The following is a 26,141-nucleotide window of genomic DNA, read 5'->3' on the forward strand; positions in this document are numbered from 1 at the left end:
GGCGGGGGTCGCCGCGACGAGGAACTCCACCGTGCCGCTGTCCTCCACGCTGACGAAGCCGAGGTCGGGGGCCTGCACCCCGTAGTCGGAGAAGGTGACCGGGATCGACCCGCTGATCTGCACCCCGTCGCCCGAGAGCGCGGCCTGCAGCGGGACGGTGACCTGCTGCGTGACGCCGTGCATCGTCAGCTCGCCGGTGGCCTCGGTCGTCGCCACCTCGCCGTCGGCGGGCACCGCGGCGTCGATCGGCTGCGTCAGGGTGAAGGTCGCGGTCGGGAACTGGTCGGTCTGGAGGGCCGTGCCGCGGAAGTACTCGTCACGGTTGCCGCTGTCGGTCGCGATGCTCGCGACGTCGACGTCGATCGTGGCGGCCGAGACCGACGAGCCGTCGACGGTGATGGTGCCGGTGACCTGGTCGGTCGTGCCGACCACGGTGACGTCGGTGCCGTTGAGCACCTCGTCGACGCGGTAGCCGGCGGTGCTGCCGTCACCGACCTGCCAGTCGCCGGTCAGCTGGCTGGCGTCGAGGGTGCTGCCGCCGGCGGTCGGCGCGACGGTCGGGGCGGCCTCGGGGGCGCCGACGACGACGTCGCGGTAGAAGGCGGGGCCGGCGAACGCGGCGGTGGCTCCGAGGCCCACGACGACGGCGGCACTGACTCCGATGATGATGCCGGTCTTCTTCTTCACGGTGATCTCCTGCTGGTCGAGGGCGGCGACGACGGAGGTGCCGTCACTGGGAACGACGGGCGGCGGCTGTCCGGGGTTCAGCCTCCCAGCGCACTGTCAGGTCCGCCGCGACCGCGGAGCGGGCAGCCCGGGGTGCGAAGATGCCGCGACGGTGAACCATCCGGCCCCCCGTCTCGTCGTACAGGTGAGGAGGTGGCGATGGACGTCGACGGAGCAGCCCGGCTGCGCGCCCTGCACGACGCGCACGGCGACGTGCTCGTGCGCTACGTGCACCGCCTCACCGGCGACCACGGCCTCGCCGAGGACGTCGCGCAGGAGGCCCTGCTGCGCGCCTGGCGCAGCGCCGCCATCCTCGCGGAGGACGACGAGCCCGCCCGCCGCTGGCTCTTCACCGTCGCCCGCAACCTCGTGATCGACGACCGCCGCAGCGCGCGCCGCGCCCACGAGTTCCCCACCGACGACCTGCCCGAGGGCGCTCCCGTGACCGACGCCTCCGACGCCGTCCTCGACCGCCTCCTCGTCGCTGACGCCCTGGGCTCGCTCTCGGGCGAGCACCGCCGCGTCGTGGTGAGCTGCTACTGGCTGGGTCGCACCGTCGCCGAGACCGCAGAGATCGAGGGGGTGCCGGCCGGGACGGTGAAGTCGCGGCTGCACTACGCCGCGAAGGCCCTGCGGCTCGCCCTGCAAGAACGAGGAGTCACCCGATGACCGACCGCGACGGCCGCCCCGACGCCCGCCGAGAGCCCGAGCTCCGGCGCGAGCACGACGCGGTCCACGAATGGGACGCCGCCTACGTGCTCGGCGGCCTGAGCACCGACGAGCGCGCTCGCTTCGAGCGGCACCTCTGCGGTTGTGAGGCGTGCACCGCCTCCGTCGCCGATCTCGCCGGGCTCCCCGCCGTGCTCCGCCTGCTGCCCGTCGACGACGCCGTGGCGATCGCCGAGGAGGCGCGGGTCGCCTCCCCGGCGCCCGCCCCCGTCGAGACGAGGGTCGGTGCCGCCGAGCCCGAGCCCGACCCCGAGGAGTCGCGGGCCGGCACGCCAGCCCCCGTCGCCGACCCGTCGCGCGGCTCCCGCACGCCGGCCCGACGTCGACCGGGGCGTCCTGCGCCGCGCCCCCGCGCCTCCGGCCGGCCCTCCTCCCCGCGTCGGCGCGCCCTGGTCGGCGCGGCCGCGGTGCTCGCCGTCGTGCTGCTCGCCGGCGGCGGCTACGCGCTGGGCTCGTCGTCGGGGCGGGTCGCGGAGCCCACGGCCTCGGTCACCACGCCGACGCCCGCCGTCCCCGTCGCGATGATGTCGCTGGTGGGGGGCGCGGTGACCGCCGACCTCTCCGTCACCGCGACTCCCTGGGGCACGCGCTTCGACTGGGAGTGCGCCTACGCCGCCGACCTCGAGGGCACCGGCGTGTACGACCTCGTCGTCGAGGAGATCGACGGCACCCGCACCGTCGTCGCCACCTGGGACAGCGCGCCCGGCGGCGCGGCCGGCCTCGCGGCCTCGTCGAAGCTGCCGCTCGACCGCCTGCGCAGCGTCGAGATCACGGCCGCCGACTCGACCACCGTCCTCACCCGCACCACCCTCTGAGCCGCAGCGCCCTCTGCCCCCTCCTCCCCACGACGAGGGCCCCGCCCGGCCAGTGCCGGGCGGGGCCCTCGTGTCGCCGCTCAGTCGGCGTCGACGTCGTCCGCCGACGGGTCGTAGTACGCACGGTGCTCGCCGAGCGGCTCGGCGAGCGCCCGCGACAAGAACGTGCGGCGTTCGAGCATGGTGCACCTCCTCCGAGGTCGACGGGCGGGCAGGGGCGGCAGGTGCGGGTCGACGGCTACGCCGTCGCCGCCTCCGGCGAGGCCGACAGCTGCTGCGCCCCACCGTCGCCCGATCGGGCGCTGCCGACCTCGATCCGCCGCGGCTTCGCCCGCTGGCTGACCGGGATCACCACCGACAGCACGCCGTTGTCGTAGTTCGCCGTGATGCCCTCGGTGTCGACGCCGTCGCCCAGGCTGAACTGGCGGCGGTACGAGCCGTGCGGGCGCTCCTGTGCCAGCCAGGTCGCCCCGGCGTGGTCGCCGGCCGTGCGCCGGGCCGTGATCGTCAGCAGCTGGCCGTCGACGTCGACGTCGACGGACCCCGGGTCGATGCCGGGCAGGTCGGCGGCGAGCACGTACTGGTCGCCCTCGCGGTACAGGTCGACGGGCATGGCCTTCGGGCCCTGGCGCTGTGACAGCAGGGTGCCGGCGAGACGGTCGAGCTCGGTGAAGGGGTCGAAGGACAGGGCCATGGGTGCTTCCTCTCTCAGTCGTGGTCGAGACCTTGAGTCACCTCGACTCAAGGTCGATGACGCGATGATAGGAACGAGGGCTAGCTCGTGCCTCAACGGATGCTCCGAGCCCGCTCGGACCTCGCTGAGAACAGCTACGGCGAGGAACCACGTCCTCGCCCGCGAACCAGGCCGCGACGTGGTTCCGGTGCGAGTTCGTGGTGCGTCGTGGGCGGTGCGCGAGACCACGAGGAGGCGCCGAGCGCCACCCCCGGTCGGCCCCGCTCCCGGCTCGGTACCGTCGAGGGCATGACCCTCGACCCCACCACAGGACAGTCGCTCCGCGAGTACATCGAGCAGCTACGGCACGAGGGCTACCGCGTGTCGGGCGGCCACACCGTCGAGCCCGAGCTGATCGACCCGGCGGGCAACCCGGTCCACACCTGGCGCGAGGACTACCCGTACGACGAGCGCCTCGACCGGAGCGAGTACGAGCTGGAGAAGTACCGACTGCAGGTCGAGCTGCTCAAGTGCCAGAACTGGCTGGGGGAGACGGGCCGCAAGGCCGTCGTGCTCTTCGAGGGGCGCGACGCCGCCGGCAAGGGCGGCACGATCAAGCGCTTCACCGAGCACCTCAACCCCCGCACGGCGAGGGTCGTCGCGCTCAGCACGCCGAGCGAGCGGGAGAAGGGCCAGTGGTACTTCCAGCGCTACGTGGCCGCCCTGCCGACCTCCGGCGAGCTCGTCCTCTTCGACCGCAGCTGGTACAACCGGGCCGGCGTCGAGCGGGTGATGGGCTTCTGCACCGACGACGAGTACGAAACGTTCATGCAGCAGGCCCCCGTCTTCGAGAAGATGCTGGTCGACGCGGGCGTGCACGTCACGAAGTTCTGGTTCTCGGTGTCGCAGAAGGAGCAGCGCACGCGCTTCGCGATGCGGCAGCTCGACCCCGTGCGTCGCTGGAAGCTCTCGCCGATGGACCTCGAGTCGCTGGGCCGCTGGGACGACTACACCGCCGCGAAGGACGAGATGTTCCGCCGCACCGACAAGAAGCACGCGCCGTGGACGATCGTGCGGTCGAACGACAAGAAGCGGGCACGGCTGAACGCGATGCGGTTCTTCCTCGGCCAGTTCGACTACGACGGGCGCGACGACGCCGTCGTCGGACAGCCCGACCCGCTGATCGTGATGCGGGGCAAGCGGTCCGGCGACGGCGACTGACGGGCGGGCGGAGGAGCCGGGGAGGCGCCCCCGCCCGTCCCGGGACCCGTCCGGCCGGGCGGTCCGGTCCGGCGGTCCGGCGGTCTGGTGACCTAGCGGCGCCAGCCGAGCAGCCCGGCGAGCGGGCGCTGCTGCTCCCCCTGCTGGGCGCCCATGACGAGCACGACCCCGGTCAGCACCGGGATGACGAACTGCAGCGCCTTCTGCTTCTTCTGCGCCGCGGCGAGGGTCTCGGAGGCGGAGGCGGTGGCGTCGGGCTCGGTGACGCCCTCCGCGCCGTGCTCCGCGTTCTTCGCCATGATTCCGCCCTCGATGCCCGACCACACGGTCGCGCCGACGGCGGCGAGGGTGACGACCGACTTCACGACCGTGTTGCGGCGCGACGACGGCTGGCCGCCGAGGCGGCTCTCGTTGCCGACGATCAGGCCGACCCCGCCGATGCCGTGGGCGATGATCGCGGCCCACTGCACGGGCGCCCACGTGGCCCAGCCGATCGACGAGAGGCGGAGGCGCTCGACGGGGTCCTTCGCCTCCGCCGTGCCGCCGTTGAGGCCGACGGCGCCCATGAGTGTGCCGCCGAACCAGGCGGCGGCGCCGAGGTCGTGCAGGCTGCGGACGAAAGTGTTGCGCTGAGACATGAGTTCTCCCCGAGGTCGATGGTGTGCGGTCCGGCGGACGGTAGGCCGCCTCCGCGGAGCCCGGAGGGCCTTGACGAACGGGCTCGGATGCGCTCCGCGCGGGCGACGGCTCAGCGGTCGACGGGCCGGTCGGCCTCCTCGGCGGCCCGACGCTCGCGGAACGCGACCATGTTCATCCGGTTGCCGCAGCGCACGCTGCAGAACCGCTTCGAGCCGTTGCGCGAGAGGTCGACCAACAGCCCGTCGCAGTCGTCGGCCGCGCAGGGGCGCAGCCGCGCCGTCTCGTCCGACCGGACCACGTCGACGAGGGCGAGCACCGCCTCCACCAGGATCCTGTCGGCGAGCGGCGCGCTCTGCGGGGTGGCGTGCAGGTGCCAGTCGAGGTCGTCGTGGCGGACGAGCCGGGGCACCGCGTGCAGGCGCTCGAGCAGCTCGTTGACCGGGCCGACCATCTCGTCGCGGGGCAGCAGCCAGAGCTCACGGAGGCGCGTGCGGGCCCGCCGCACCGCCTCGAGCTCGGCCTCGTCGCGGTCGCGCCGCCCCGAGAAGCCGAAGGTCGTCATGAGCGCGTCCAGCTGGGCGGGCGTCGCGAGCTCGTCTCCGCCGGAGCGCGACGCCCCGGCCGTCGTGTTGACCAGGGCCGCGTTGAAGTCGAGGACGTCTTCCGTGTCAGGGGCGAAAAGCAATTTGACTCCTTGTCGTCTCCCGCTCTAACGTCAGGATCAACAGGCCGAACGGCCCTGACTGGAGGGTACCCCGTGTCTCGTCGCCATCTCTCGACCGGCCTGCTCGTCGCGGTCGTGGCCGCCGCCTCCTTCGGGGTCTCCGGGCCCTTCGTGAAGCCGCTGCTCGAGGGCGGCTGGAGCCCCGTCGCCGCGGTCGCCCTGCGTGCCCTGGTCGGCGGCGTCGTGCTGGCGCCGTTCGCGCTCGTCGCCCTGCGGGGCCGCCTCGCCCCGGTCTGGCGCGCGCGACGACGGGTGCTCGGCATGGCCGTGATCGGGGTCGCCGGCACGCAGGTGTTCTACTTCGCCGCCATCCAGCACATCCCCGTCGGCACGGCGATCCTGCTCGAGTACATGGCGCCCCTGCTGCTCGTCGCCGTCGCGTGGGTCGCCACCCGGCGACGGCCCGCCGCCGTCGTGCTCGTCGGGTCGGCCGTCGCGGCGGCCGGCCTGCTGCTCGTCGTCTCGCCCGGCGGCGGGGGAGCGCTCGACCCCGTCGGCATCGCCCTCGGCGTCGCGGCGATGGTCTGCTGCGCCGGGTACTTCGTCATCGCGGCCCTGCCCTCCGACGGCCTGCCGCCCGTGGCGCTGGCCGCCTCGGGGCTGCTCGTCGGCTCGGCGCTGCTCGGCCTGCTGGGGCTCACCGGCCTCGTGCCCTTCACCGCCACGGCGGACGACGTCGTCGTGCTCGGCAGCACGGTGCCCTGGTGGGTGCCGATGCTCGTCGTCGGCCTCGTCGCGACCAGCCTCGCCTACGCCACGAGCATCACGGCCAGCTCGATGCTGGGGTCGCGCCTCGCCTCGTTCGTCGGCCTGCTCGAGGTGGCGGCGGCGGCGATCTGGGCGTGGGTGCTGCTCGACGAGCAGCTCACCGCGCTGCAGCTCGTCGGCGGGGCGCTGATCGTGGCGGGCATCGTCGCCGTGCGGGCCGACACGAGCGCCGAGCGGGACGACTCGGCGCGCGTGCTCGTCGCGGCGGGTGTAGAGGAGCCGGAGCGGTCGGCGCCGTCCCCCACCTGACCGTCCGTCGTGCATCTGGCCCTCGTCGGGCAGGCCTCCCTAGCGTCGAGGGAGAAGTCGGGGAGGCGCAGCAGCGCCGAGCCGACGACCACCCCATCGATCAAGGAGCACACCATGGCACAGGCCATCGAGACCGTCGACGTCAGCGTCCCCGTCTCCGTCGCGTACAACCAGTGGACCCAGTTCGAGGAGTTCCCCAAGTTCCTCGACGAGGTCGAGTCCATCACGCAGACCACCCCCACCCTCACGGTGTGGAAGGTCAAGGTCGGCCCCGTCGAGAAGACGTTCGAGGCGGAGATCACCGAGCAGCACCCCGACGAGCGCGTCGCCTGGAACAGCACGGGCGGCGAGGTCGACCACGCCGGCGTCGTGACCTTCCACAAGCTCAGCGACTCCGAGACCCGCATCACGGTGCAGATCGACTGGACGCCCGAGGGCTTCCTGGAGAAGGTCGGCTCGTCGCTCGGCCAGGACAACCGCGCGATCAAGAAGGACCTCCAGAACTTCAAGGAGTACATCGAGTCGCAGGGCCAGGCCGACGGCGCCTGGCGCGGTGACGTCCAGGCCTGATCAGGCCGGGCTCACCCCCGCACTCCCCGAGACGCCTCGCGGCGGACGACCACGGTCGCCCGCTGCGGGGCGTCTCGTCGTCGTCGGGGGCGGTGGTGCGGGCCGCCGGGCGTCAGCCGATCGGGGCGGCGGCCGGGGGCGCGAGGCGCAGGCGCTCCTCGCGGGCGGTGTCCCAGACGGCGGGGGCGACGTCGTCGTCGCGGTACGACGGGCGGCGCGGGGCGTGGGCCGGGGCGGTCGCGGCGTCGGGGGCGGCGAGCTCGGGCGTCTGCGGGGCGACAGGCGTGGTCATGCGGTTCTCCTGGGTGTCACGGCGGGGTGCGTCAGACGATGGTGCGTCACGGAGCCCTCCGCGTGCTGCCCCCAGTAGGAGGCGGGAGGCGCGTCCGGCCCCGCCCCCGGGCGTCCGTCGTCGACGAGCGATCGTACCCCGTTCCCAGCGTGCTCGGAGACACGGCCGCGCCTCCCTCGGGTCGTCGGCCCGCGCCTCCCGGGCCGGCGCCGGACGTCGCGCGGGCCGGCCCGGAGTCGCCGTCGCTCAGCCGCGGGCGAGCTGCGGGTAGAGCGCCTCCAGCGGCGCCGACAGGGCGGCCTTCACCTGGCGCGAGGTCTCGTCGGCGAGCACCTCGTGCTCACCGGCCTCGAGGGCGTCCAGCACGTCGGCCACGAGCACGGCGGGGTCGGTCTTCGCGTCGTCGACGCCGGCGGCCATCGCCGTGTCGACGTAGCCGACGTGCACGCCGACGACCTGCACGCCCGCGGGCTGCAGCTCGAGGCGGAGCGAGTTCGTCGCCGACCAGAGCGCGGCCTTCGTCGCCGAGTAGATGCCGGCGACCGCGAACCAGGAGAGGGCGGAGTGGATGTCGATGATCGCCGTGCCGCCGCCGTGGGCGCGGAGCAGGGGCGCGTAGGCGCGGGCCAGGAAGAGGGGGCCGAAGAAGTTCGTCTCGACGTTCTCGCGGATCTCGGCGTCGGTGTTCGCGAGGATGCCCGGCTCGGGGGCGTTCGCCCCGGCGTTGTTGACGAGCACCGTGACGTCGGGGGCCGCCTCGACGACGGCGGCGATCGACGCGGCGTCGGTGACGTCGAGGGTGAGCGGCACGACGCGCTCGTCGCTCCAGCTGCGCGGGGTGCGGGCCGTGGCGTAGACCTTCGCGGCGCCCCGGGCGAGGGCGGCCTCGACGAAGCGGGTGCCGATGCCGCCGTTGGCGCCGGTGACGAGGACGACGGAGTCGCGGATGGTGGTCATGGGGTTCCTTCCAGGGGGTCGGGGCGGTGCGGTCGCGTCGCCCCGGGCGGGTCGTCGTCGCTCGTGAGTGGGATGATGCGGTGCGCGTACCCGATCGCCAGCGACTGACCCTCGTCACAACTGAGCAGAGTCAGTTCTCATTCCAGGAGTTCCCATGTCGTCGACATCCGCCCCGCTCGGCCGTCGAGAGCGCAACAAGCAGGAGAAGCTCGAGCGCATCACCCGGGCCGCGTCCGACCTGTTCTCGCGGCACGGCGTCGACGAGGTCACCACGCAGCAGGTCGCCGAGGCCGCCGACGTCGGCGCGGGCACGCTCTTCCTCTACGCGCGCTCGAAGGGCGAGCTGCTGCTGCTGGCGCAGAACGCGGCCTACGAGCGCGCGCTCGAGCGGGGCCTCGCCGCGGCGGCCGGCGAGGCGGCGCTCGTCGACGCGGTGGTCGCCCTCGTCACGCCGATCGTCGAGTGCAACCGCAGCCACGTCGAGAACGGCCGCACCTACCTGCGCGAGATGGTCTTCGGCGACGCCGCCGAGCCGCACCACGCGGCGGCGCTCGCGATCGTGGCCAGGACGGAGGAGGCGCTGGCCGACATCGTCGCCGACCGTGCCGGTCGGAGCCCCGAGGAAGCCGCCGTGCTCGCCCGCGTCGTCTCGGCCGTGCTGATGGTCGCGATGGCATCCGCGGTCGACGAGTCGCTCGAGGTGCCCGAGATCGTGGCGGCGCTGAGGGCTCAGCTGGAGGTCGTGCTCCGAGGCGAGTGACGGGCGGGGCGCGGGGACGCGGGGCGTCCGTGTCTGTGCACAGCGTGCAACTCGTCGGGCTGGCGTCACCCGGGCGACGCCGCGGCGACACCGGCCGTTCACCCTGCCCGACTGCACTGTGACGGTCCCCCGATCAGGGGGTGACGACCTCCCTCCGCACCACCGATCACCTGGAGCTGGACCACACGATGTCATCCACCACCCGCCGCACCCGCGCGGCCCTCGCCACGGGAGCGATGGCGCTCGCCGCCTCCGTGGCCCTCCTCCCCGGAGCCGCGTTCGCGGCGACCCCCGCCGACGTCGCCGAGAACGGCGGCGCCGCCCGCAGCTCCGACGACAGCACGCAGGCCCTGCTCGACTCCGTGCAGGCCGGCCCCGCGAAGAACGTCATCCTGCTGATCGGCGACGGCATGGGCGACTCCGAGATCACCTCGGCCCGCAACTACCAGTACGGCGCCGGCGGCGAGCTGCCCGGCATCGACGCGCTGCCCCTCACCGGCCAGTACACGACCTACTCGCTGACGAAGGCGGGCAAGCCCGACTACGTGCCCGACTCCGCCGCCACCGGCTCGGCCTGGGCCACCGGCACCAAGACGTACGACAACGCCGTCTCGGTCGACATCGCGGGCACCCCGCAGGACACCCTGGTCGAGATCGCCAAGGCCAACGGCAAGAAGACCGGCAACGTGTCGACCGCCGAGATCCAGGACGCGACGCCGGCCGTGCAGGCCGCCCACGTCGCCGCCCGCAGCTGCTACGGCCCCGACTCGGTGACCCAGTGCGGCGCCGACGCCCTCGACCAGGGCGGTCTCGGCTCGATCAGCGAGCAGATCATCGGCACGCGTGCCGACCTCACCCTCGGCGGCGGCTCGGCGTCGTTCCGCCAGAGCGCCCGTGCGGGCCAGTACCAGGGCGAGTCGCTCTTCGACCAGGCCGCCGACCGCGGCTACCAGGTCGTCGGCGACGCCGCCGGCCTCGGCGCCCTGACGGCGGCCGACCAGGCCTCGCCGGTGCTCGGCACCTTCACCGACGGCAACTTCCCGACCCGCTTCGCGCCCAGCACGGCGACGGTCGGCGGCGCCGACCTCGCGCCCCAGGCGTGCACGCCGAACCCCGCCCGTCTGTCGACGGACCTCTCGCTCCGCTCGCTGACCGAGAAGTCGATCGACCTGCTCGACGGCGACCAGGGCTTCTTCCTCCAGGTCGAGGGCGCCTCCATCGACAAGCGCGACCACAGCGCCGACGCCTGCGGCCAGATCGGCGAGGTGCTCGACCTCGACGAGGCCGTGCAGGCCGCGCTCGAGTTCGCGAAGGCCGACGGGAACACGATGGTCATCGTCACCGCCGACCACGCGCACACCAGCCAGATCGTCGACAGCACGCCCCCCGCGACCCTCAGCACCGCGCTCCTCACCACCGAGGGCAGCACGATGAAGATCGCCTACGGCACCGCCGCGGCCGGCGGCTCGCAGCAGCACACGGGCACGCAGCTCCGCGTCGCGGGCTACGGCCCCGGCGCCGCGAACGTCGTCGGCCTGATCGACCAGACCGACAACTTCTTCACCATCGTGAACGCGCTCGAGCTCGACCGCGACCTCGACGGCCTGAGCGCCGACGGCACCGTCTCGGCCCCGGCCGAGGTCGCCCCCGGCACCGACTTCACCGTCACCGCCTCGGGCGTCGAGGGCGACCGTCAGGTCTCCGGCGTCTACACCCCAGCGTCGGGCGACCCCGTCGACCTGGGCTACGTCGACGTCGTCGACGGCGTCGCGACCTTCACCGTCACGGCCCCGACCGCCCTCGGCGCCGGCTCGGTGACGCTGGTCGGCGTGCAGTCGGGCGTCGAGCTCCGTGCTGACGTGCTGGTCGCGGCGGGTGCGCCCACCCCGGCCCCCACGGCCTCGCCGACCCCCGCCGCCGTCCCCGGTGGCTCGGGCACGGGCGCCGGCGGCGCCGGCACGACGGCCTCCGGCTCCGGCCCGCTGGCCTTCACCGGCTCCGACATGGTCCCCGCGCTGCTCCTCGCGCTGATGCTCGCGGGCACCGGTGCGGTGCTGGTCGCGCGTCGTCGCCGCCGCTCCGTGCTCGACCACTCCGGCGCCCAGCTGTAGCGGACGGGCCGGGCGACCGGCAGACCACAGGAGGCGCGGTGCCCGACGGCACCGCGCCTCCCGTCGTCCTGCCCCGGGCCTCGCCGCCTCAGCCGACGCCGCCCGCGAAGGTGGCGGGGTCGACGGGGCGCCGGGCGCGGGGGAGCCCCTCGACGACGAGGAGGTACGACTCGGTGACGAGGTCGTCGAGCAGGTCGGCCTGCACGTCGTCGCCGGGCCGGACGGTGATCCAGTGCCGCTTGTTCATGTGCCAGCCGGGCGACACGTCGTCGTGCTGCGCACAGAGCGCGGTGGCGTCGTCGGGCGCGGCCTTGACCGTCACGACGGGCTGGCCGGCGACCTCGGCCATGAGCAGGAAGACCTTGCCGCGCACCTTCCAGACCTCCCAGTCGGGGCCGAAGGGGTGCTCGAGGCCGGCGCCCGGCAGCTCTTCTGCGCGGGCGGCGGCGCGCTCCTGCAGCGAGTCGGCGTGCATGTCTCCTCCGGGGGTCGGGGGGCGGGGGTGGCGGCCGCGCGGGCGGAACGACGAGCACGAGCCTACGACGACGTCCGTGACGCAGCCCTACCCCGCGGAGCGCCTTATGTCCAGAACTACCTGGGCCGGTCACGCTCCGGCATCGTGAGGGAGTCTCGGCCGGGGTTCAGGTGGCCGAGACGTGCTCTCGCCGGTCGGGCCCGGGGGAGCGGCGGCAGGGCCCCGTTCGGGTCGGGTCCCTGCCGCCACGGCCCGTCACGACCGCTAGCCTGGGCACCTGAGGAGAGCCGAGCGGGCGCGTCACCGACGTGGCCACGCCGCCGAGGGCGGCACCGCTGAACGGGCTGGCGCAGTGCGGGGTGCCCCGCACGGACACACCCCACCGCAGCCCGGACCCCGCTGCCCAGCACGGTCCGTGCGCCTCATCAACGGAGCACCCCATGGGTTACATCGTCTACGACGGTGAGCAGCTCGAGTTCAAGGTCGAGGACCGCCTCCTCGCCCACCTCCAGATCGTCATCGTCAACAAGTTCCGCGCGGGCGAGTCGTTCGTCTTCTCCTGGAAGGAGCCGATCGAGACCGGCGACGGCCGGTCGACCGTCTGGCTCGCGCCCACCATCGGGCTGCGGTTCAAGTTCGCCGGCAGTCGAGCGATCGACATCAACCCGACATGGCTCGACGCGCTCTACGCCGGCGCCGCCTCCGGCCGGGGCCTGCGCCCGGAGCCCGAGCCCGAGCTCGACCCGAGCACGACGCTGCTGGGGTCGGCGGGCGCCCAGGTCGACTGGGCCAGCGACCGCCCGGAGCCCCCGAGGACACGTCGGGCACGACCGCCCGTCGGGTAGCACCGTCGCTCGACGAGGTGCCGGGGAGGCGTCAGCAGTCGCGGCCCTGCGTCGTCATCGACGTCCCGCACCGGTGGCAGCGCCAGCGCACGACGTGGATGCCGTGCGGCACGACGCGGCCGCTCATCGTGCGGGGGCCGCCGCACGACGGGCAGTCGCGCGAGGGCAGCTCCCGGGCGCGGGCGGTGCCCGGGGCCGTGGTCGACGTGATGTGGTCCGTGGTGCTCATGCGCGCCTCCTCCGCCCTCGGGGGCGTCCTCGTCGACGCACCGGGGGGCTGATCTCGACGGTACGCCGACGACCCTGATCGTCGTGGGGGCTTGCCGGAGGCGCGGTGCACGAGGTAGGCGCGCACGCCGAGAGCCCCGGAGGTCGTGACCTCCGGGGCTCTCGGGCGCCCGTGCGGGCGGGTGGTGCGGGGTGCCGTCGGCTCAGTCGGCGTCGACGACCACGGTCGTGATGACCGGGGTGCGGCGGTGGCGACGGAGGAACCAACGGCTCAGGCCGTCCTCGATGGCCTGCTCGGCGGCTTCGCCGTCGATCTTGCCGCGGGCCGTCGCCTGCTGCAGCGCCTTCTCGGCGACGTCCTCGGCCTGCTTCTCCCAGCCGGCGGCCTCGACGAAGCCGCGGGGGATGAACTCGACGGGGTCGACGAGCTTCTGGGCGCCCTCGTCGAAGATGCCGAGCACGGTGATGTGGCCCTCCTCGGCGAGCGAGAGGCGGTCCTTCAGGGCGTCCTCGGTCGCGACGCCGATCGTGGCGCCGTCGACGAAGACGTAAGGGGCCGGGATGCGGCCGGCGATGCTGGCGCGCCCACGGTCGAGGTCGACGACGACGCCGTCCTCGACGACGAGCACGCGGTCCTCCGGCACGCCGGTCGCGATGGCGAGGTCGGCGTTGGCCGTGAGGTGGCGCCACTCGCCGTGCACGGGCAGCACGTTCTTCGGCTTGACGATGTTGTAGCAGTAGGTGAGCTCGCCGGCGCTGGCGTGGCCGGAGACGTGCACCTTCGCGTTGCCCTTGTGGACGACCGTCGCGCCCCAGCGGATCAGGCCGTTGATGACGCCGTAGATGGCGTTCTCGTTGCCGGGGATCAGCGAGCTGGCGAGCAGGATGGTGTCGCCCTCGCCGACCTTGATGATGTGCTCGCGGTTGGCCATGCGCGACAGCGCCGCCATCGGCTCGCCCTGCGAGCCGGTGCAGATGAGCACGATCTTCTTGTCGGGCATCTTGCTGAGCTGCTTGAGGTCGACGACGAGCCCCTGCGGGATGTTCAGGTAGCCGAGGTCGGACGCGATGCCCATGTTGCGCACCATCGAGCGACCGACGAAGGCGACCTTGCGGCCGTGCTTGTGGGCGGTGTCGAGCACCTGCTGGATGCGGTGCACGTGGCTGGCGAAGCTCGAGACGACGATGCGCTTGGGCGCCTCGCGGAAGACGCGGTCGATCGCGGCGCCGAGGTCCTTCTCGGCGGTCGTGAAGCCGGGCACCTCGGCGTTGGTCGAGTCGGTCATGAACAGGTCGACGCCCTCGTCGCCCAGGCGGGCGAAGTGATTGAGGTCGGTGATGCGCTTGTCCATCGGGAACTGGTCCATCTTGAAGTCGCCCGTGTGCAGGACGAGCCCGGCGCTCGTGCGGAGCGCGACGGCCAGGCCGTCGGGGATGGAGTGGTTCACGGCCACGAACTCGAGGTCGAACGGGCCGGCCTGGTGATGGTCGCCCGCGGCGACCTCGTGGGTGATCGGCGTGATCTTGTGCTCCTGCAGCTTCGCCGTGATGAAGGCGAGCGTCAGCTTCGAGCCGACCAGGGGGATGTCGGGGCGCTCCTTGAGGAGGTAGGGCACGCCTCCGATGTGGTCCTCGTGGCCGTGCGTCAGCACGATCGCCTCGACGTCCTTCAGGCGGTCGCGCAGCGCCGTGAAGTCGGGCAGGATCACGTCGATGCCGGGCTGGGTCTCTTCGGGGAAGAGCACGCCGCAGTCGACGACGACGAGCTTGCCCTTGTGCTCGAAGAGGGTCATGTTGCGGCCGACGTCGCCGAGGCCGCCCATCGGGGTGACGCGGAGCGCGCCGCGCTTCAGGGGCTGGGGCTTCTTGAGGTCGAGCTCGTGCTTGATCGTGGACATCGGTCTTCTTCCGTCGGAGGGGTGTCGCTGAGCGGAGCACGCGGTCGAGCGGGCCTCGCGGTCGGGAGCCGGCACGTTCTGCCGGTCTCCCTGATGTCGTGGAGGGCGTGGTCGCAGGCCGGGGAGGCAGGGCGACGACGCCGTGTGGTGCGGGCCGTGGGCGGCTCCCGTGAGGAGACCGGCACGGCCGTGAGGTGCAGGGCGGGTGTCGTGCGGAGGCCCGGTCGTGACCGCGGCTCGCCGGCGAGACGGCGTCCTGCGGCCTCGTTCTCCCCTGAGCATGTCACGAGTGGGGCCCAAGTGGGAAAACGGGAGGCGTCGGCCGGCCGCGCCGGTCAGCGCGCGAGGCGCTCCATGTGCGCGGTCGTCTTCTCGGTGAGGAAGGCGCAGAGCCTCGCGACCGAGCCGACCTCGAGGGCGAGGGCGAGCACCTGGTCGGCGGTCGCCCGGGCGTCGCGCTCGCGGGCCTCGAAGGTGACCGTCCACTCGGGCGAGCCGCCGATCTCGCGACGGAGGAAGACCTCGGTGCCCGAGGTCTCGAGCCGCACGACGATGAGGGCGGTGTCGACCATCGACTCGTCCCACGAGGCGTCGACGGCCTGCGGCGACGAGGGGTGGGCCTGCTCGAGGGCGTGGAACTCACGGACCCAGCCGTCGAGCTCCTCCGAGGTCAGACGGGGCACGGGCTTCTCCTCGACGGTCGGGGCGGGGCCGCCGGGCGGGCGGACGACGACCATCCTGCCGTGTCCGGCCCGGGTCTGCCCGCTCCTCCGCGGCGCGCGTCGTCAGCGGCGACGGAAGAGGTCGGCGAAGGCCCCGGGGCCCGGAGCGAGGCGCACCGCCATCTCGTCGCGCACCCGCGCCTCCTGCTCCCGGTCACGGGTCAGCTCGGTGATCTCGGCCGTGGCTGCCCACCAGGTCGCGAGACGGGCGCCGAGCCCGTGGCGGACGGGCGGGGGGGAGGCGGCGGTGCGGGCGTCGCCGCAGCCGGGCTCAGCGGGGCGGTCGGGGACGCTCAGCACGGCGTGCCTCCTCAGGGGCTCGGGTCGGGTGGGCGGGGTCAGGGGTGACGGTCGCGGGGCCCTCGTCGGCGTCGACGGTGGCCGCCCAGCTGGCGAGCAGGCGGAGGCGCTCCTCCGTGGGCGAGCCCGGCTCGGCCGCGTAGACGAGCAGGTTCAGCCCCGGCTGGCCCATCGGCTCCATGGCTTCGTAGACCATCTCGAGGTCGCCCACGACCGGGTGCGTGAACCGCTTCTGGCCGGAGACGTGGTGGCGCACCTCGTGGGCTCCCCAGCGGACGCGGAACTCGTCGCTGCGGGTCGAGAGCTCGCCCACGAGGTCGTGCAGGGCGCGGTCGTGCGGGTCGCGGCCCGCCTCGGTGCGGAGGATGGCGACGTTGATGTCGGCCGCGACCGACCAGGAGGGGTAGAAGCGCTCGGCGAGGTCGCGGTGCAGGAAGACGAAGCGAGCGAGGTTCACCGGGCGCTCGGGCAGCGCGTAGAGGTCGCTGTAGAGCGCGCGGAAGAGGGCGTTCTCGGCGAGGACGTCCATCCGGCCGTTGCGCAGGAAGGCCGGGCCCGCCGTCACCGAGTCGAGGGTGAGCTGCATCGCCCGCGAGACCCGGCTCGGCGGCCGGGGCCGACGCCGCGCCGCGAGGGGCGACTCCCGGGCGGCCCGCGCGAGGTCGGCGAGGTGCGCGCGCTCGGCGTCGTCGAGCAGGAGGGCCGTGCCGAGGGCGTCGAGGACGGCGGCGGAGGCGCCGCCGAGCCGGCCTCGCTCGAGGCGCGTGTAGTACTCGACGCTGACCCCGGCCAGCAGGGCGACCTCGCTGCGGCGGAGCCCGGGCACGCGACGCCCGGGGCCGCCCGGCAGCTCGACCTGCTCGGGCCGGACGCGCGCGCGCCGGCTGGTGAGGAAGTCGCGGATCTCGGTCTCCGTGCTCGTCGCGTCGATGTCCATGCCCACGACGGTACGACGGGACGGCCCCCGGGAGGGCGCCCTGTCAGGGCCCCTCTCCGCCGGCTGGCCGCTCTCGGAGCGGCCGGGGCCGAGCCCGTACCCCGGCTGCGAGTTCTGTCGGGGGTCGTCCGTACTGTCAAGGGGCTTGTACTTCCCTCTCGCGACCCAGTAGGAGAACCCATGACGTCGACCGAGACGCGCCCCCTCCCGGTGGCCTTCTGCCTGCACGCCCTCGGGTCGAGCGCGCGCGAGTTCGACGGGGTCGCCGAGCGGCTCCGCGGCGTGGTCGACGTCGTCGCCCTCGACCTCCCCGGCTTCGGCGACGCCGACACCCGCGACGGCGTCACCGTCGACGACATGGTGCGGCTCGTGACCCGGCGCATCCGCGAGAGCGGCGCCTCGCGCTGGTTCCTGGTGGGCCACAGCATGGGCGGCAAGATCGCCTCGATCGTCGCGTCGCGCACCCTGGCCGGCAAGGGCGGGGTGTTCGGCCTCGCCGGCGTCGTGCTGCTCGCGGCCTCCCCGCCGTCGCCCGAGCCGATGGAGGAGGAGCGCCGGGAGGCCATGATCGGCTGGGTGACCGGCGGCGACGGCGAGGCCGTCGGCGGCGGAGCGGGCACGGGCGCCCTCGACGAGGCCGCCGCCCGCGAGTTCGTCGACGCCAACGTCGGTGCGCCCCTCGACCCTCCGGCCGACGCGGCCGCCGTCGCCGACGTGCGCCGCGCCTCCGGCGAGGCCTGGCAGGCCTGGCTCGAGCAGGGCAGCCGCGAAGACTGGTCGGCCGAGGTCGGCGTGCTCGACCTGCCGGCGCTGATCGTCGCGGGCGGCGCCGACGGCGACCTCGGCCCGGACGCCCAGCGGCGGGTCAACGGCCCCGTCTACGCGCGGGCCCGGCACCTCGTGCTCGACGGCGCCGGCCACCTGCTGCCCCTCGAGCGGCCCGACGAGGTGGCCGACGCGGTCGCGACCTTCTGGCGTGAGCAGGCCGGCGTGGGCCCGGCGCCCTCGCCCGACTTCGTGGCCACCCTCGCCTCCGCACGCACGACCGCCAAGACGCGCGGCATCCTCGCGCGCCGCGCCGTGGCCGACGACACCGACTACCGCCCGGTCGTCCTCGACGACCAGCAGCTGACCACGCTCCGCACCCTGGCCGACCTGGTCGTGCCGCAGCGCGGCGCGGCCATCGACCTGGCGGCCCGCGTCGACGCGCAGCTCGCCCGCGGCGAGGGCGACGGCTGGCGCAACGCCGACCTGCCGAGCGACCCCGAGGCGTACCGCACGGGCCTCGACGCCCTGGTCGGCGTCACCGCGATGACCGCCGAGCAGCGGTCCGACCTCGTCACGGCCATCGTGGCCGGCGACCCCGACCCCGAGCTGGTGGCCCACGGCGACAGCGGCGGCGGCAGCTCGCACCACGGCGCCGACGGCGACGACGGGCCGCCTCGCGACGACGAGGCGCACCCGTTCACGGTCGCGCAGCTCACGGCCTGGTTCGAAGACGTCCGGGTCGACCTCGTCCGCCAGTGGCTCGCCCACCCGGCGACGATGGAGGAGATCGGCTTCGACGGCTTCGCCAACGGCGGCGACGGCCTCCGCATGCAAGGATTCCGCCGGCTCGCCGCCGGTGAACGAGAGGGCTGGGAGCCCCGGATGGAGGTGGTCCGATGAAGCTGGACGACATGACCAGGTACGCCGACGACGAGGTCGTCGACGCCGTGGTGATCGGCACGGGCGCGGGCGGAGCGCCGATCCTCGCCGAGCTGGCGGCCGCCGGGCTGCGGGTCGTGGCCCTCGAGGCCGGCTCGAACCTCGGCCCCGCCGACTACACGTCGGACGAGGCGGAGGCGGTGGTCATCAACTGGATGGACGAGCGCCTCAGCGGCGGCGAGACCCCCACCGCCTTCGGGCAGAACAACTCGGGCAAGGGCGTCGGCGGCTCGACCCTGCACTGGGGCGCGTTCACGCCCCGCCCCGACCCGCGCGACCTCACGCTGGGCTCGCTCACGGGCCAGGGCGTCGACTGGCCCGTCGACCACGACGAGCTGATCGGCTACGTCGAGCGGGTGGAGCGCTTCGTCGGGGTCTCCGGCCCCGCCGAGTACCCGTGGGACGCTTCGCGGTCGTACGAGCTCCCGCCGCCCGCGCGCAACGCGTCGAGCGACATGATGCTGCGCGGCTGCGAGGCCCTCGGCATCCGCGCGACGGACGCCCCGGCGGCGCTGGTCACCCGTGACTGGAGCCAGGAGGGCGGCGGCCTCCGCCAGGCCTGCGTGAACTGCGGCGGCTGCCACCAGGGCTGCCGCAACGGCGCCAAGGTCAGCATGGACACCACCTACCTCCCCAAGGCCGTCCGCGACGGCGCGGAGATCCGCGCCGACTCGGTGGTCACGGGCATCGAGCTCGACGACGACGGCGAGGTCTCGGCCGTCGTCTTCGTCCGCGACGGCGTCGAGCACCGTCAGCGCACGGCAGCCCTCTTCCTCTGCGCCGGCGGCGTCGAGACGCCCCGCCTCCTGCTGCACACGGGTCTCGCGAACAGCAGCGGCCAGGTCGGCAAGAACTTCATGGCGCACGGCGCCACGCAGGTCTGGGCCACGTTCGACGACGAGATGCGCGGCCACCGCGGCTACCCGTCGTCGATCATCTCGGAGGACTTCTACCGGCCCGAGGGCGCCGACTTCGTCGGCGGCTACCTCATCCAGAGCCTCGGCGTCATGCCTCTCACCCTCGCGACGACCCTCGCCCGCGGGGCGGGCCTCTGGGGCAGCGAGCTCGTCGACGCGATGCACTCGTACCGCTACATGGCGGGCGTGGGCATCAACGCGGAGTGCCTGCCGTACGAGCAGAACACCCTCGAGCTGACCGACGAGCTCGACGCCTTCGGCGTGCCCAAGGTCGTCGTGACCTTCACCCCCGGCGAGAACGAGAAGGCGCTCGACCGCCATGCCGTCCGCACCATGACGGCGATCGTCGAGGCCGCCGGCGGGCGCGACGTCCGGGTGCTGGCCCGCACCGCGCACACCATCGGCACCTGCCGCATGGGCACCGACCCGGCGGAGGCCGTGGTCGACGCCGAGGGGCGCAGCTTCGACGTGCCCAACCTGTGGGTCTGCGACAACTCGGTGTTCCCGAGCGCCGTCGTCGCGAACCCGGCGCTGACGATCATGGCGCTCGGCCTGCGCACGGCCGAGCGGTACCTCGCCTCGGTCGGCATCACCGCCTCCTCGGCGGAGACGACCAGCCACGAGGTCGTCGCGGCCTAGCTGCAGCCGCGTCGAGGTGACTCGACCTGGCCCCTCCGCCGCTGCGGAGGCCCAGGACGGGTCACCTCGATGTGCGACGCGCCGCGTTGCGCGCGCCGCCTCAGCGGCGCAGCCAGGCGTCGACGAGGAGGTCGCCGCGGATCTCGCGCAGCCGGTCGAGCAGCAGCGGCACCGTCGTGCGCCCTAGGCCGCCGACCTGCAGGTCGTACGGGCCGAGCGCGGGCAGCTTGCCGGTCCTGACGCGCACGACCTCCCAGCCGACGCCGCGCAGCGCGCGGTCCTTGCGACGGTCGGCGTCCTCGCGCTTCCCCACGTGCTCGAGCCCGTGCCGCCCGGTGCTGTCGTACTCGATCGCCACCCGCAGCTCGGGCAGCACGATGTCGGGCCAGGCCTCGACGTGGTCGAAGAACGGCTTGCCGAGCCGGACGGCGTTCTGCCCCGGCGTGAACTCCAGCCGCTCGGTGAGGTCGGCCCGCAGCTGCGCCTCGACGGCGGAGGCCGGAGGCGGTGCGCAGCTGCTGACGAAGGGCTCGCCCGGCGGCAGGTCGGGCGTCGCGCGGCAGAGCCCGGGGGAGGCGCGGGGCACGCGGGACCGCACCGGTCGCCCGCCCGAGGCGCCCGCCGTCGACCGGCGGTTCGCCCAGGTCGCCTCGAGCTCGCGGCCCCGGGTCGAGCCTCCGCTCGGCTGTGCCACGGGCCCGGTGACGAGGGGGCTGTCGCCCGGCAGGCGCACCGTCGCCGCCATCGGCAGGCTCGGCGTGCGGGGCCGGGCGAGCTCGGTGCAGTCGGGGCACCACGACGACCGTCGTCGCTCGCGGCCCGGCCGTGACCGCTGCTCGTCGGGCGTCGCCACGACGAGGTGGCCGGCGTCGCAGAGCCAGGTGAGCCACACGTCGGCGGCGGGCGGGATCTGCGTCAGCACGACGCCGCCGTTGAACTCGGGCCGGTACTGCCGGATCAGCACGGGGAACGACGCCCACGCCTCGCGGAACCGCCCGACCTCGTAGGGCACGTCGGTGCCGCGCGACCACTGGCGTCGCGCCCACCACCTCGCGATCGGTTCCGGCACGGCGTCACGCTAGCCGCGGCGTCCGACACCGGCCCCGCACCGGCCGGGCTCAGCGCCCCAGGTGGGGCAGCACCGCCCGGATCGTCGTCAGCACGCCGCCCTCGGTGTTCGCGGGGGCACCGTGGCGGGCGCGCTCGCGCACGAGCGGGTGCGCGTTCTCGACGGCGTACGACCAGCCGGCCGCCTCGACGAGCTCGAGGTCGTTGAGGTAGTCGCCGAAGGCCATCGTCTGCTCACGGGTCACGCCGAGCTCACGCTGCAGCCGCTCGAGGGCGCGGCCCTTGTTCACGCCGCGGCGCATGACGTCGACCCAGTTCGCCCCGGAGACGACGACGTCGACGTCGAGCCCCAGGGCCCGGACCGCCGGACCGGTGCGCTCCTCGGCGCGGCCGTGGTCGTAGACCGCGAGCTTCAGCACGTCGTCGTGCCGGGAGGCCTCGAGCACGTCGTCGACGACCTCGAGGGCCGCGTAGTAGCGCTGCACGTGCGAGACGAACTCGGGGTCGACCCGCTCGATGTACGCCGACCTGGCCCCGCAGACGACCAGCCCGGCCGGCTGGGCGTCGCCCGCGTCGCCGACGCCCGCCTCCCCGCGGGCCCAGGCCACGACCGGCTCGACGCTCTCGCGGTCGAGGGGCTCGATCGCGATCGTCACGCCCTCCCGCACGACGTTCGTGCCGTTCTCGGCGATGAAGACGAGGCCCGGACGCTCGCCGAACACCTCGACGAGCGTCTGGTACTGGCGCCCGCTCGCGGGGGCGAACAGGACGCCGGCCCGCTCGAGGTCGTCGAGCAGGGGCCAGAAGGCGTCGGGCACGTTCCCGTCGCCGTCGAGCAGGGTGCCGTCCATGTCGCTGGCCACGAGTCGGATGTCGGGGATGTCGTCGGTCACGGTCACCCACTCTGCCGCACCGGGGCGGGTGGCCGGCACCGCGCCTCCTCGGGGCCGGCGAGGGGTGCGCGGGGCCCGCCGCGCCTCCGGGACACCCCGTGCGCCCTGCGGACGAGCAGGCGGCGGCGCGCGGGCCGCACGGGTGAAAGCGCGGGTGGACAGGGGCGTCCACGCCCGGAGAGCCCGGGGAGCGGGGCCGGCCGTCGACAGACTGGAGGGATGGTCCTCGACATCCTCGTCCTCGCGACGCTCCAGGAGGGGCCCCTGCACGGCTACGAGCTCAAGCGCCGCGTGGTGCGGCCGAGCCTCTCGACGGTCAGCAACAACTCGCTCTACCCGGCGCTCCGCCGCTTCGAGGAGAGCGGCGCGGTCACCGTCGCGGTCGAGCAGCAGGAGGGGCGCCCGGCCCGTCGCACCTACAGCCTCACCGAGGTGGGCCGCCGCCAGCTCGTCGAGCGCATCTCGACGCTGCCGGCCGAGAAGGCCGCGAACGACGAGGAGTTCGCCGTCCGCTTCGCCCTCTTCGACCAGGTCAGGCCGGAGGCGCGGGTCGCCGTGCTGCGCGAGCGCCTGTCCGCCGTCGAGCACAAGCTGGCGACCGCCCGCGAGCTCGTCGCCGCCCACGACGCGCACGCGCCCGCCAGCCACCGCGACCTCGCCGCGGCCCGCCTCGTGGCCGTCCTGGACGACGAGCGTCGGTGGACGGCGGAGCTCATCGCCGCCGAGGCCGGCCGGGCCGACTCGGACGCGCGGGGCACGGAGAGCGGAGCCCCCGCCGTCGCCCGGCTCCTCGGCTAGTCCCTGGTAGACTAGGTGACCGTGGGCATCGTCCACAGGGCGCCTTCGGGTGGCGCCCGAGAGGAACGGTCATTCGGGTCTGTTCCTCTCCGCTCCTCCATGCCACGTCGGGTGTGCATGGAGGGGCGTCTCCGTCTGTGCTGAAGAGCTCTGGGCCGCCGCCGACTGCGTGGCCGACCGGGCCGTGGCCGGCAGCCGCAGCTCGAAGCGCGCGCCGCCGAGCCCCGGGTCGGCACCGCCGCCCGCGGCCCGCGGCAGGCACACCACGTCGCCGCCGTGCGCCCGGGCGATCGCGCGCGCGATGGGCAGCCCGAGCCCCGACCCGCCGTCGCCGCGCGCCCGGGCCTCGTCGAGGCGCACCAGCCGGTCGAAGACGCGCTCGCGGTCGGCGTCGTCCACGCCCCGACCGTCGTCGTCGACCCGCACAATCACCTCGGCCGTGTCGTCGACCCCGCGGCTCACCACCGAGACCCGCACCGACGACCGCGCGTGGCGCACGGCGTTGTCGAGGAGGTTGCCGACGACCTGCCCGAGCCGGTCGGGGTCGCCGGCCACCGGCGGCACCGGCCCGTCCGTCACGACCTCGACGGCCACGTCGCCGCCGCGCACCCGCTGACGCTCGGCCGCCCCGCGCGCCACCTCGGCCACGTCGAGGGGGCGGGGGTCGAGCGCGAGACCCTCGTCGAGCCGGGCCATCAGCAGCATGTCGCCGATCAGCCGACCGGCCCGCAGCGACTCCCGCACCACGTGCACCGTGAGGCGCTCCCGCTCGTCGTCGTCCAGCTGCGCCCGCACGAGCGTGTCGGCGGCGGCCTGGATGCCGGCGACCGGGGTGCGCAGCTCGTGGGCCGCGTCCGACACGAACGACCGCAGCCGCGCCTCCGCGGCCAGCGCCGCCCCCTCGGCCCGCTCCAGGTCGTCGAGCATCTCGTCGAAGGCGGCCGCCGTGCGCCCCAGCTCGGTGGTCGGGCGTGTGGGCCGCAGGCGACGACCGCGGTCGCCGCCGGAGATGGAGCGGGCGACGGCCGTCATGCGCTCGAGGGGCCGGAGCGTCCGTCGCACGACCAGCACGAGCGCTCCCGCCGCGAGCAGCAGGAACGCCGCCGACGCCCCGAGCAGCACCCCGCGCAGGGTGGCGAGCGTGTCGTCGATCGAGCTGGTGCCCGCGGTCAGCGCCAGCTCGGTGCCGTCGCTGAGCACGGCCTCGTAGCGGATGAGGTCACCGTCGTCGACGACCGAGCTCGACGTCACCGACACCGTCGCGTCGCCGCTGGTGGGTTCCGTGCTGGTGGGGTCGGGCGGCGTCGTGCCCCCGGAGCCGGTCGTCCCGCCGGTGGCGCTGCCGGAGTCGCGGGGCCCGCCCGCCGGTCCCGGCAGCTCCCCGAGGGGGTCGGCTCCCGGCCCCGCCCTCAGGTCGTCGGGGCTGGGCCCCGCCGTCACCGCGCCTCCGTCCGGGCTGGTGACGACGACGGAGACGCCCTGCGCCGACAGTCGGTCGGCGAGGTCGTCGTCGTCGACCGTGCCGACGAGCGCGGCGGCCGCGGCGGCGCGGTCGCCGAGGCGCTCGACGACCTGGGCACGGAGGCGGTCGCCGACGAGGGCCTGGACGGTGAGCGCGAGGGCGAGCAGCAGGACGGCGAGCAGGGCGGTCACGGCGACGACCGTCCGGGTCCGCAGCGAGCCGGTGCGGAGCGGAGCCCCGGGCGCCGACCCCGAGCGGCCGCGCGACCGGGACGGCGTCACGCGCTCACCTGGTAGCCGAGGCCGCGGACGGTGTGGACGAGCCGCGGGCCGTGAGCCTCCATCTTCTTGCGCAGGGCGCTGAGGTGGACCTCGACGAGGTTGGGGTCGACGTGGTCGTAGCCCCAGACCTGCGTGAGGATCTGGGTCTTCGACAGGGTGCGGCCCCGGCTCGCGGCGAGGTGGGCCAGGAGCCGGAACTCGGTCGCCGTGAGGTCGAGGTCGTGCCCTCCCCGCCGCGCGAGGCCGGCGTCGGGGTCGACGACGAGGTCGTCGATCTCGATGACGGCGGCGATGCGGCCGCGGCGGCGCAGCACGGCCGTCACGCGGGCGACGAGCTCGGCGACCACGAACGGCTTCACGACGTAGTCGTCGACGCCCTCGCCGAAGCCCCGCAGCCGGTCGTCGACGCCGTCGCGCGCCGTCATCATGATGACGCCGGCGTCGCTCGCCCGCCGCACGCGCTCGGCGAGCACGATGCCGCTCGGCCCCGGCAGCATCCAGTCGAGCACCACGAGGTCGGGCACGAAGGTGCGGAGCTCGTCCGCCAGCTGCTCGCCCGACACCAGGCCGCGGACGGCGAACCTCTCCGCGGCGAGGGCGGACACGACGGAGGCGCGGATCGCGTCGTCGTCGTCGACGACGAGCACGCGGGCGGGAGGCAGCATCCCTCGACCGTAGGCGGGCCGTCCATGGGCGAGCAGCCCGTCACCTGGGCGAACGCTGTTCTTAAGCACCGCTTCAGGACCGCTGGTGAACCTGGTGGAGAACCGGTCGAGAGGCCCCGCCCCGAGGGCCCGCCGGACGAGGAGACGACATGACCCACGACGACACCCCCACCCAGCCCCTCCCGCCGGTGCCCGGCGACGGCCGCGCCGACGGCGGCCCCGGCAGCTCGCTCCGTCGGCGCCGGCCGCGCCTCGTGATCGGGCTCGCCGTCGGCGTGCTCGGCGTCGCGGCGCTCGGGTCGACGGCGGCGTTCGCGGCGGGCCCCGGCTCGTCCGGCTCCGGCTCGACGAGCGCCACCTCGACGGCCACGTCGTCGCCGAGCGAGGGCTCGGCGACGCCGACCGCACCGTCGACGACCGGCCCCGACCAGGGCGGGTCGGCGACGGGCGACGAGGCCGAGGGCGACGCGACGGGGGCGCCCACGCCGCCCGCGCCTCCGGCCGGGGACGACGCCGACGCCGACGCGCCGACCCCGCCCGCGCCGGGGGAGTGCGGCCCCGGTGCGGCCGGCGGGCCCGAGGGCGGCCCGTCCGGTGCTGGCGGACCCGCCGGCCCGCTCGGCGAGGGGCGGCCCACGCCGCCCGCGCCGCCGACCGACGGCTCGGCGCCCACGCCGCCGACCGACGGCTCGACGCCCCCGGTGCCCGGTGACGGCTCGGCGCCCACGCCGCCGACCGCTCCGACGGATGCGCCCGAGGCGCCGGCCGACGACTCGTCGACCGGCAGCTGAGCAGGCGGGACCCGGCCGAGCGTCGGGTCCCGGCGGCTGACGCCGCCACGACCAGGAAGTGCGGTCCAGATCCGCTGATCCACTCCGGAGTGGATCAGCGGATCGATGTCCACTCCGCGGCGCGTGCGGTCGCTCCACTCTGGAGTGGAGCGTGGGTCCGGGCACGGCGCGCGTGCGTGGCGGGCTGCTCCACTCCGGAGTGGATCAGCGATCCTGGACGGCGTTCTCCCGGCGCCCCGGCGCCCCGGCCCTCCGGCGCCCCGGCCCCCCGGCCCCCCCCC

Annotated in this window: 28 protein-coding genes; 12 read left to right on the forward strand and 16 right to left on the reverse strand. The window is 74.5% G+C overall.

From position 1 onward, the window contains the following. Positions 1 to 687 (reverse strand): YceI family protein (locus ASF82_RS01040; RefSeq protein WP_056052259.1); only part of this gene is annotated, 687 nt, incomplete at its 3' end. A 198-nt stretch (positions 688 to 885) separates the two neighbouring features. Here ASF82_RS01040 and ASF82_RS01045 point away from each other — a divergent pair. Both ASF82_RS01045 and ASF82_RS01050 read left to right on the forward strand, forming a co-directional pair. Next, positions 886 to 1,395, forward strand: coding sequence for a sigma-70 family RNA polymerase sigma factor (locus ASF82_RS01045; RefSeq protein ID WP_056052262.1), 510 nt, complete (start codon positions 886 to 888; stop codon positions 1,393 to 1,395). Continuing rightward, positions 1,392 to 2,270: an anti-sigma factor gene (locus tag ASF82_RS01050; protein ID WP_056052265.1), complete on the forward strand. Its 879-nt coding sequence runs from the start codon at positions 1,392 to 1,394 to the stop codon at positions 2,268 to 2,270. Before ASF82_RS01045 ends, ASF82_RS01050 begins: the two co-directional genes overlap by 4 nt. A gap of 238 nt (positions 2,271 to 2,508) precedes the next feature. Here the strand turns inward: ASF82_RS01050 and ASF82_RS01055 are convergent, their stop codons facing one another. Then, positions 2,509 to 2,964, reverse strand: a complete 456-nt coding sequence (locus ASF82_RS01055; RefSeq protein WP_056052267.1) for an Hsp20/alpha crystallin family protein — start codon at positions 2,962 to 2,964, stop codon at positions 2,509 to 2,511. A gap of 288 nt (positions 2,965 to 3,252) precedes the next feature. Here ASF82_RS01055 and ppk2 point away from each other — a divergent pair, with 288 nt between their 5' ends. Continuing rightward, entirely contained in the window at positions 3,253 to 4,164 is a 912-nt protein-coding gene (ppk2, locus tag ASF82_RS01060; protein WP_056052269.1) for a polyphosphate kinase 2, read from the forward strand. Positions 4,165 to 4,256: 92 nt separating this feature from the next. Here the strand turns inward: ppk2 and ASF82_RS01065 are convergent, their stop codons facing one another. Next, positions 4,257 to 4,802, reverse strand: coding sequence for a hypothetical protein (locus ASF82_RS01065; protein ID WP_056052272.1), 546 nt, complete (start codon positions 4,800 to 4,802; stop codon positions 4,257 to 4,259). A 110-nt stretch (positions 4,803 to 4,912) separates the two neighbouring features. Next, positions 4,913 to 5,488, reverse strand: a complete 576-nt coding sequence (locus ASF82_RS01070; protein WP_082514186.1) for a CGNR zinc finger domain-containing protein — start codon at positions 5,486 to 5,488, stop codon at positions 4,913 to 4,915. Positions 5,489 to 5,560: 72 nt separating this feature from the next. Here ASF82_RS01070 and ASF82_RS01075 point away from each other — a divergent pair, with 72 nt between their 5' ends. Beyond that, positions 5,561 to 6,544, forward strand: a complete 984-nt coding sequence (locus ASF82_RS01075) for a DMT family transporter (RefSeq protein WP_056052275.1) — start codon at positions 5,561 to 5,563, stop codon at positions 6,542 to 6,544. Between the two features lie 114 nt (positions 6,545 to 6,658). Further along, positions 6,659 to 7,114 carry an SRPBCC family protein gene (locus tag ASF82_RS01080; protein WP_056052276.1) on the forward strand — a complete coding sequence of 152 codons (456 nt, stop codon included), beginning with the start codon at positions 6,659 to 6,661 and terminating at the stop codon, positions 7,112 to 7,114. 112 nt (positions 7,115 to 7,226) lie between these two features. Here ASF82_RS01080 and ASF82_RS01085 read toward each other — a convergent pair whose 3' ends face one another. Together ASF82_RS01085 and ASF82_RS01090 are read right to left on the reverse strand one after the other, a co-directional pair. Continuing rightward, complete coding sequence (locus ASF82_RS01085; RefSeq protein ID WP_056052278.1) at positions 7,227 to 7,406, reverse strand: hypothetical protein; 180 nt, start codon at positions 7,404 to 7,406, stop codon at positions 7,227 to 7,229. Between the two features lie 246 nt (positions 7,407 to 7,652). Continuing rightward, positions 7,653 to 8,363 carry an SDR family oxidoreductase gene (locus ASF82_RS01090; RefSeq protein ID WP_056052281.1) on the reverse strand — a complete coding sequence of 237 codons (711 nt, stop codon included), beginning with the start codon at positions 8,361 to 8,363 and terminating at the stop codon, positions 7,653 to 7,655. A gap of 154 nt (positions 8,364 to 8,517) precedes the next feature. On the opposite strand from ASF82_RS01090, the gene ASF82_RS01095 reads away from it, so the two are divergent. Continuing rightward, on the forward strand, positions 8,518 to 9,123 hold the full coding sequence (locus ASF82_RS01095; RefSeq protein ID WP_056052284.1) for a TetR/AcrR family transcriptional regulator: 606 nt from the start codon (positions 8,518 to 8,520) through the stop codon (positions 9,121 to 9,123). A 188-nt stretch (positions 9,124 to 9,311) separates the two neighbouring features. After that, positions 9,312 to 11,234: an alkaline phosphatase gene (gene phoA, locus ASF82_RS01100; protein ID WP_056055525.1), complete on the forward strand. Its 1,923-nt coding sequence runs from the start codon at positions 9,312 to 9,314 to the stop codon at positions 11,232 to 11,234. Between the two features lie 88 nt (positions 11,235 to 11,322). On the opposite strand, the gene ASF82_RS01105 is transcribed toward phoA, so the two are convergent. Next, positions 11,323 to 11,709 (reverse strand): MmcQ/YjbR family DNA-binding protein, encoded by a 387-nt coding sequence (locus tag ASF82_RS01105; RefSeq protein WP_056052287.1) that lies wholly within the window; start codon positions 11,707 to 11,709, stop codon positions 11,323 to 11,325. Positions 11,710 to 12,149: 440 nt separating this feature from the next. Between ASF82_RS01105 and ASF82_RS01110 the strand changes: the two genes are divergently transcribed. Then, positions 12,150 to 12,554 carry an ATP-dependent DNA ligase gene (locus tag ASF82_RS01110; protein ID WP_200931958.1) on the forward strand — a complete coding sequence of 135 codons (405 nt, stop codon included), beginning with the start codon at positions 12,150 to 12,152 and terminating at the stop codon, positions 12,552 to 12,554. 31 nt (positions 12,555 to 12,585) lie between these two features. Here ASF82_RS01110 and ASF82_RS15420 read toward each other — a convergent pair whose 3' ends face one another. From ASF82_RS15420 to ASF82_RS01135, 5 genes are all read right to left on the reverse strand, one after another. Continuing rightward, entirely contained in the window at positions 12,586 to 12,783 is a 198-nt protein-coding gene (locus ASF82_RS15420; RefSeq protein ID WP_156369876.1) for a hypothetical protein, read from the reverse strand. Positions 12,784 to 12,985: 202 nt separating this feature from the next. Continuing rightward, on the reverse strand, positions 12,986 to 14,680 hold the full coding sequence (locus ASF82_RS01120) for a ribonuclease J (RefSeq protein ID WP_056052293.1): 1,695 nt from the start codon (positions 14,678 to 14,680) through the stop codon (positions 12,986 to 12,988). A gap of 335 nt (positions 14,681 to 15,015) precedes the next feature. Beyond that, positions 15,016 to 15,363 carry a hypothetical protein gene (locus tag ASF82_RS01125; protein WP_156369877.1) on the reverse strand — a complete coding sequence of 116 codons (348 nt, stop codon included), beginning with the start codon at positions 15,361 to 15,363 and terminating at the stop codon, positions 15,016 to 15,018. Between the two features lie 102 nt (positions 15,364 to 15,465). Further along, entirely contained in the window at positions 15,466 to 15,702 is a 237-nt protein-coding gene (locus ASF82_RS01130; protein WP_056052299.1) for a hypothetical protein, read from the reverse strand. Next, complete coding sequence (locus ASF82_RS01135; RefSeq protein WP_056052302.1) at positions 15,674 to 16,639, reverse strand: helix-turn-helix transcriptional regulator; 966 nt, start codon at positions 16,637 to 16,639, stop codon at positions 15,674 to 15,676. Before ASF82_RS01135 ends, ASF82_RS01130 begins: the two co-directional genes overlap by 29 nt. A 180-nt stretch (positions 16,640 to 16,819) precedes the next feature. On the opposite strand from ASF82_RS01135, the gene ASF82_RS01140 reads away from it, so the two are divergent. Both ASF82_RS01140 and ASF82_RS01145 read left to right on the forward strand, forming a co-directional pair. Beyond that, the gene (locus ASF82_RS01140; protein WP_056052305.1) at positions 16,820 to 18,307 is read left to right on the forward strand and encodes an alpha/beta fold hydrolase; all 1,488 of its coding nucleotides are present in this window, start codon (positions 16,820 to 16,822) and stop codon (positions 18,305 to 18,307) included. An 11-nt stretch (positions 18,308 to 18,318) separates the two neighbouring features. After that, complete coding sequence (locus tag ASF82_RS01145; RefSeq protein WP_056055528.1) at positions 18,319 to 19,902, forward strand: GMC family oxidoreductase; 1,584 nt, start codon at positions 18,319 to 18,321, stop codon at positions 19,900 to 19,902. A 100-nt stretch (positions 19,903 to 20,002) separates the two neighbouring features. On the opposite strand, the gene ASF82_RS01150 is transcribed toward ASF82_RS01145, so the two are convergent. Both ASF82_RS01150 and ASF82_RS01155 read right to left on the reverse strand, forming a co-directional pair. Next, entirely contained in the window at positions 20,003 to 20,971 is a 969-nt protein-coding gene (locus ASF82_RS01150; protein WP_056052307.1) for a hypothetical protein, read from the reverse strand. 49 nt (positions 20,972 to 21,020) lie between these two features. Further along, the gene (locus ASF82_RS01155) at positions 21,021 to 21,863 is read right to left on the reverse strand and encodes a Cof-type HAD-IIB family hydrolase (RefSeq protein WP_235491123.1); all 843 of its coding nucleotides are present in this window, start codon (positions 21,861 to 21,863) and stop codon (positions 21,021 to 21,023) included. Positions 21,864 to 22,082: 219 nt separating this feature from the next. On the opposite strand from ASF82_RS01155, the gene ASF82_RS01160 reads away from it, so the two are divergent. After that, complete coding sequence (locus tag ASF82_RS01160; protein ID WP_056052312.1) at positions 22,083 to 22,661, forward strand: PadR family transcriptional regulator; 579 nt, start codon at positions 22,083 to 22,085, stop codon at positions 22,659 to 22,661. A gap of 69 nt (positions 22,662 to 22,730) precedes the next feature. Here the strand turns inward: ASF82_RS01160 and ASF82_RS01165 are convergent, their stop codons facing one another. Then, positions 22,731 to 24,404, reverse strand: a complete 1,674-nt coding sequence (locus tag ASF82_RS01165; RefSeq protein ID WP_082514188.1) for a HAMP domain-containing sensor histidine kinase — start codon at positions 24,402 to 24,404, stop codon at positions 22,731 to 22,733. Continuing rightward, entirely contained in the window at positions 24,401 to 25,069 is a 669-nt protein-coding gene (locus ASF82_RS01170) for a response regulator transcription factor (RefSeq protein ID WP_056052315.1), read from the reverse strand. The genes ASF82_RS01165 and ASF82_RS01170 overlap by 4 nt, the downstream gene beginning before the upstream one ends. 149 nt (positions 25,070 to 25,218) lie before the next feature. Between ASF82_RS01170 and ASF82_RS01175 the strand changes: the two genes are divergently transcribed. Beyond that, positions 25,219 to 25,860, forward strand: a complete 642-nt coding sequence (locus ASF82_RS01175) for a hypothetical protein (RefSeq protein ID WP_056052318.1) — start codon at positions 25,219 to 25,221, stop codon at positions 25,858 to 25,860. Positions 25,861 to 26,141 lie beyond the last annotated feature (281 nt).

The sequence above is a fragment of the Frigoribacterium sp. Leaf164 genome (genome assembly GCF_001423665.1).
Lineage (GTDB): Bacteria > Actinomycetota > Actinomycetes > Actinomycetales > Microbacteriaceae > Frigoribacterium > Frigoribacterium endophyticum.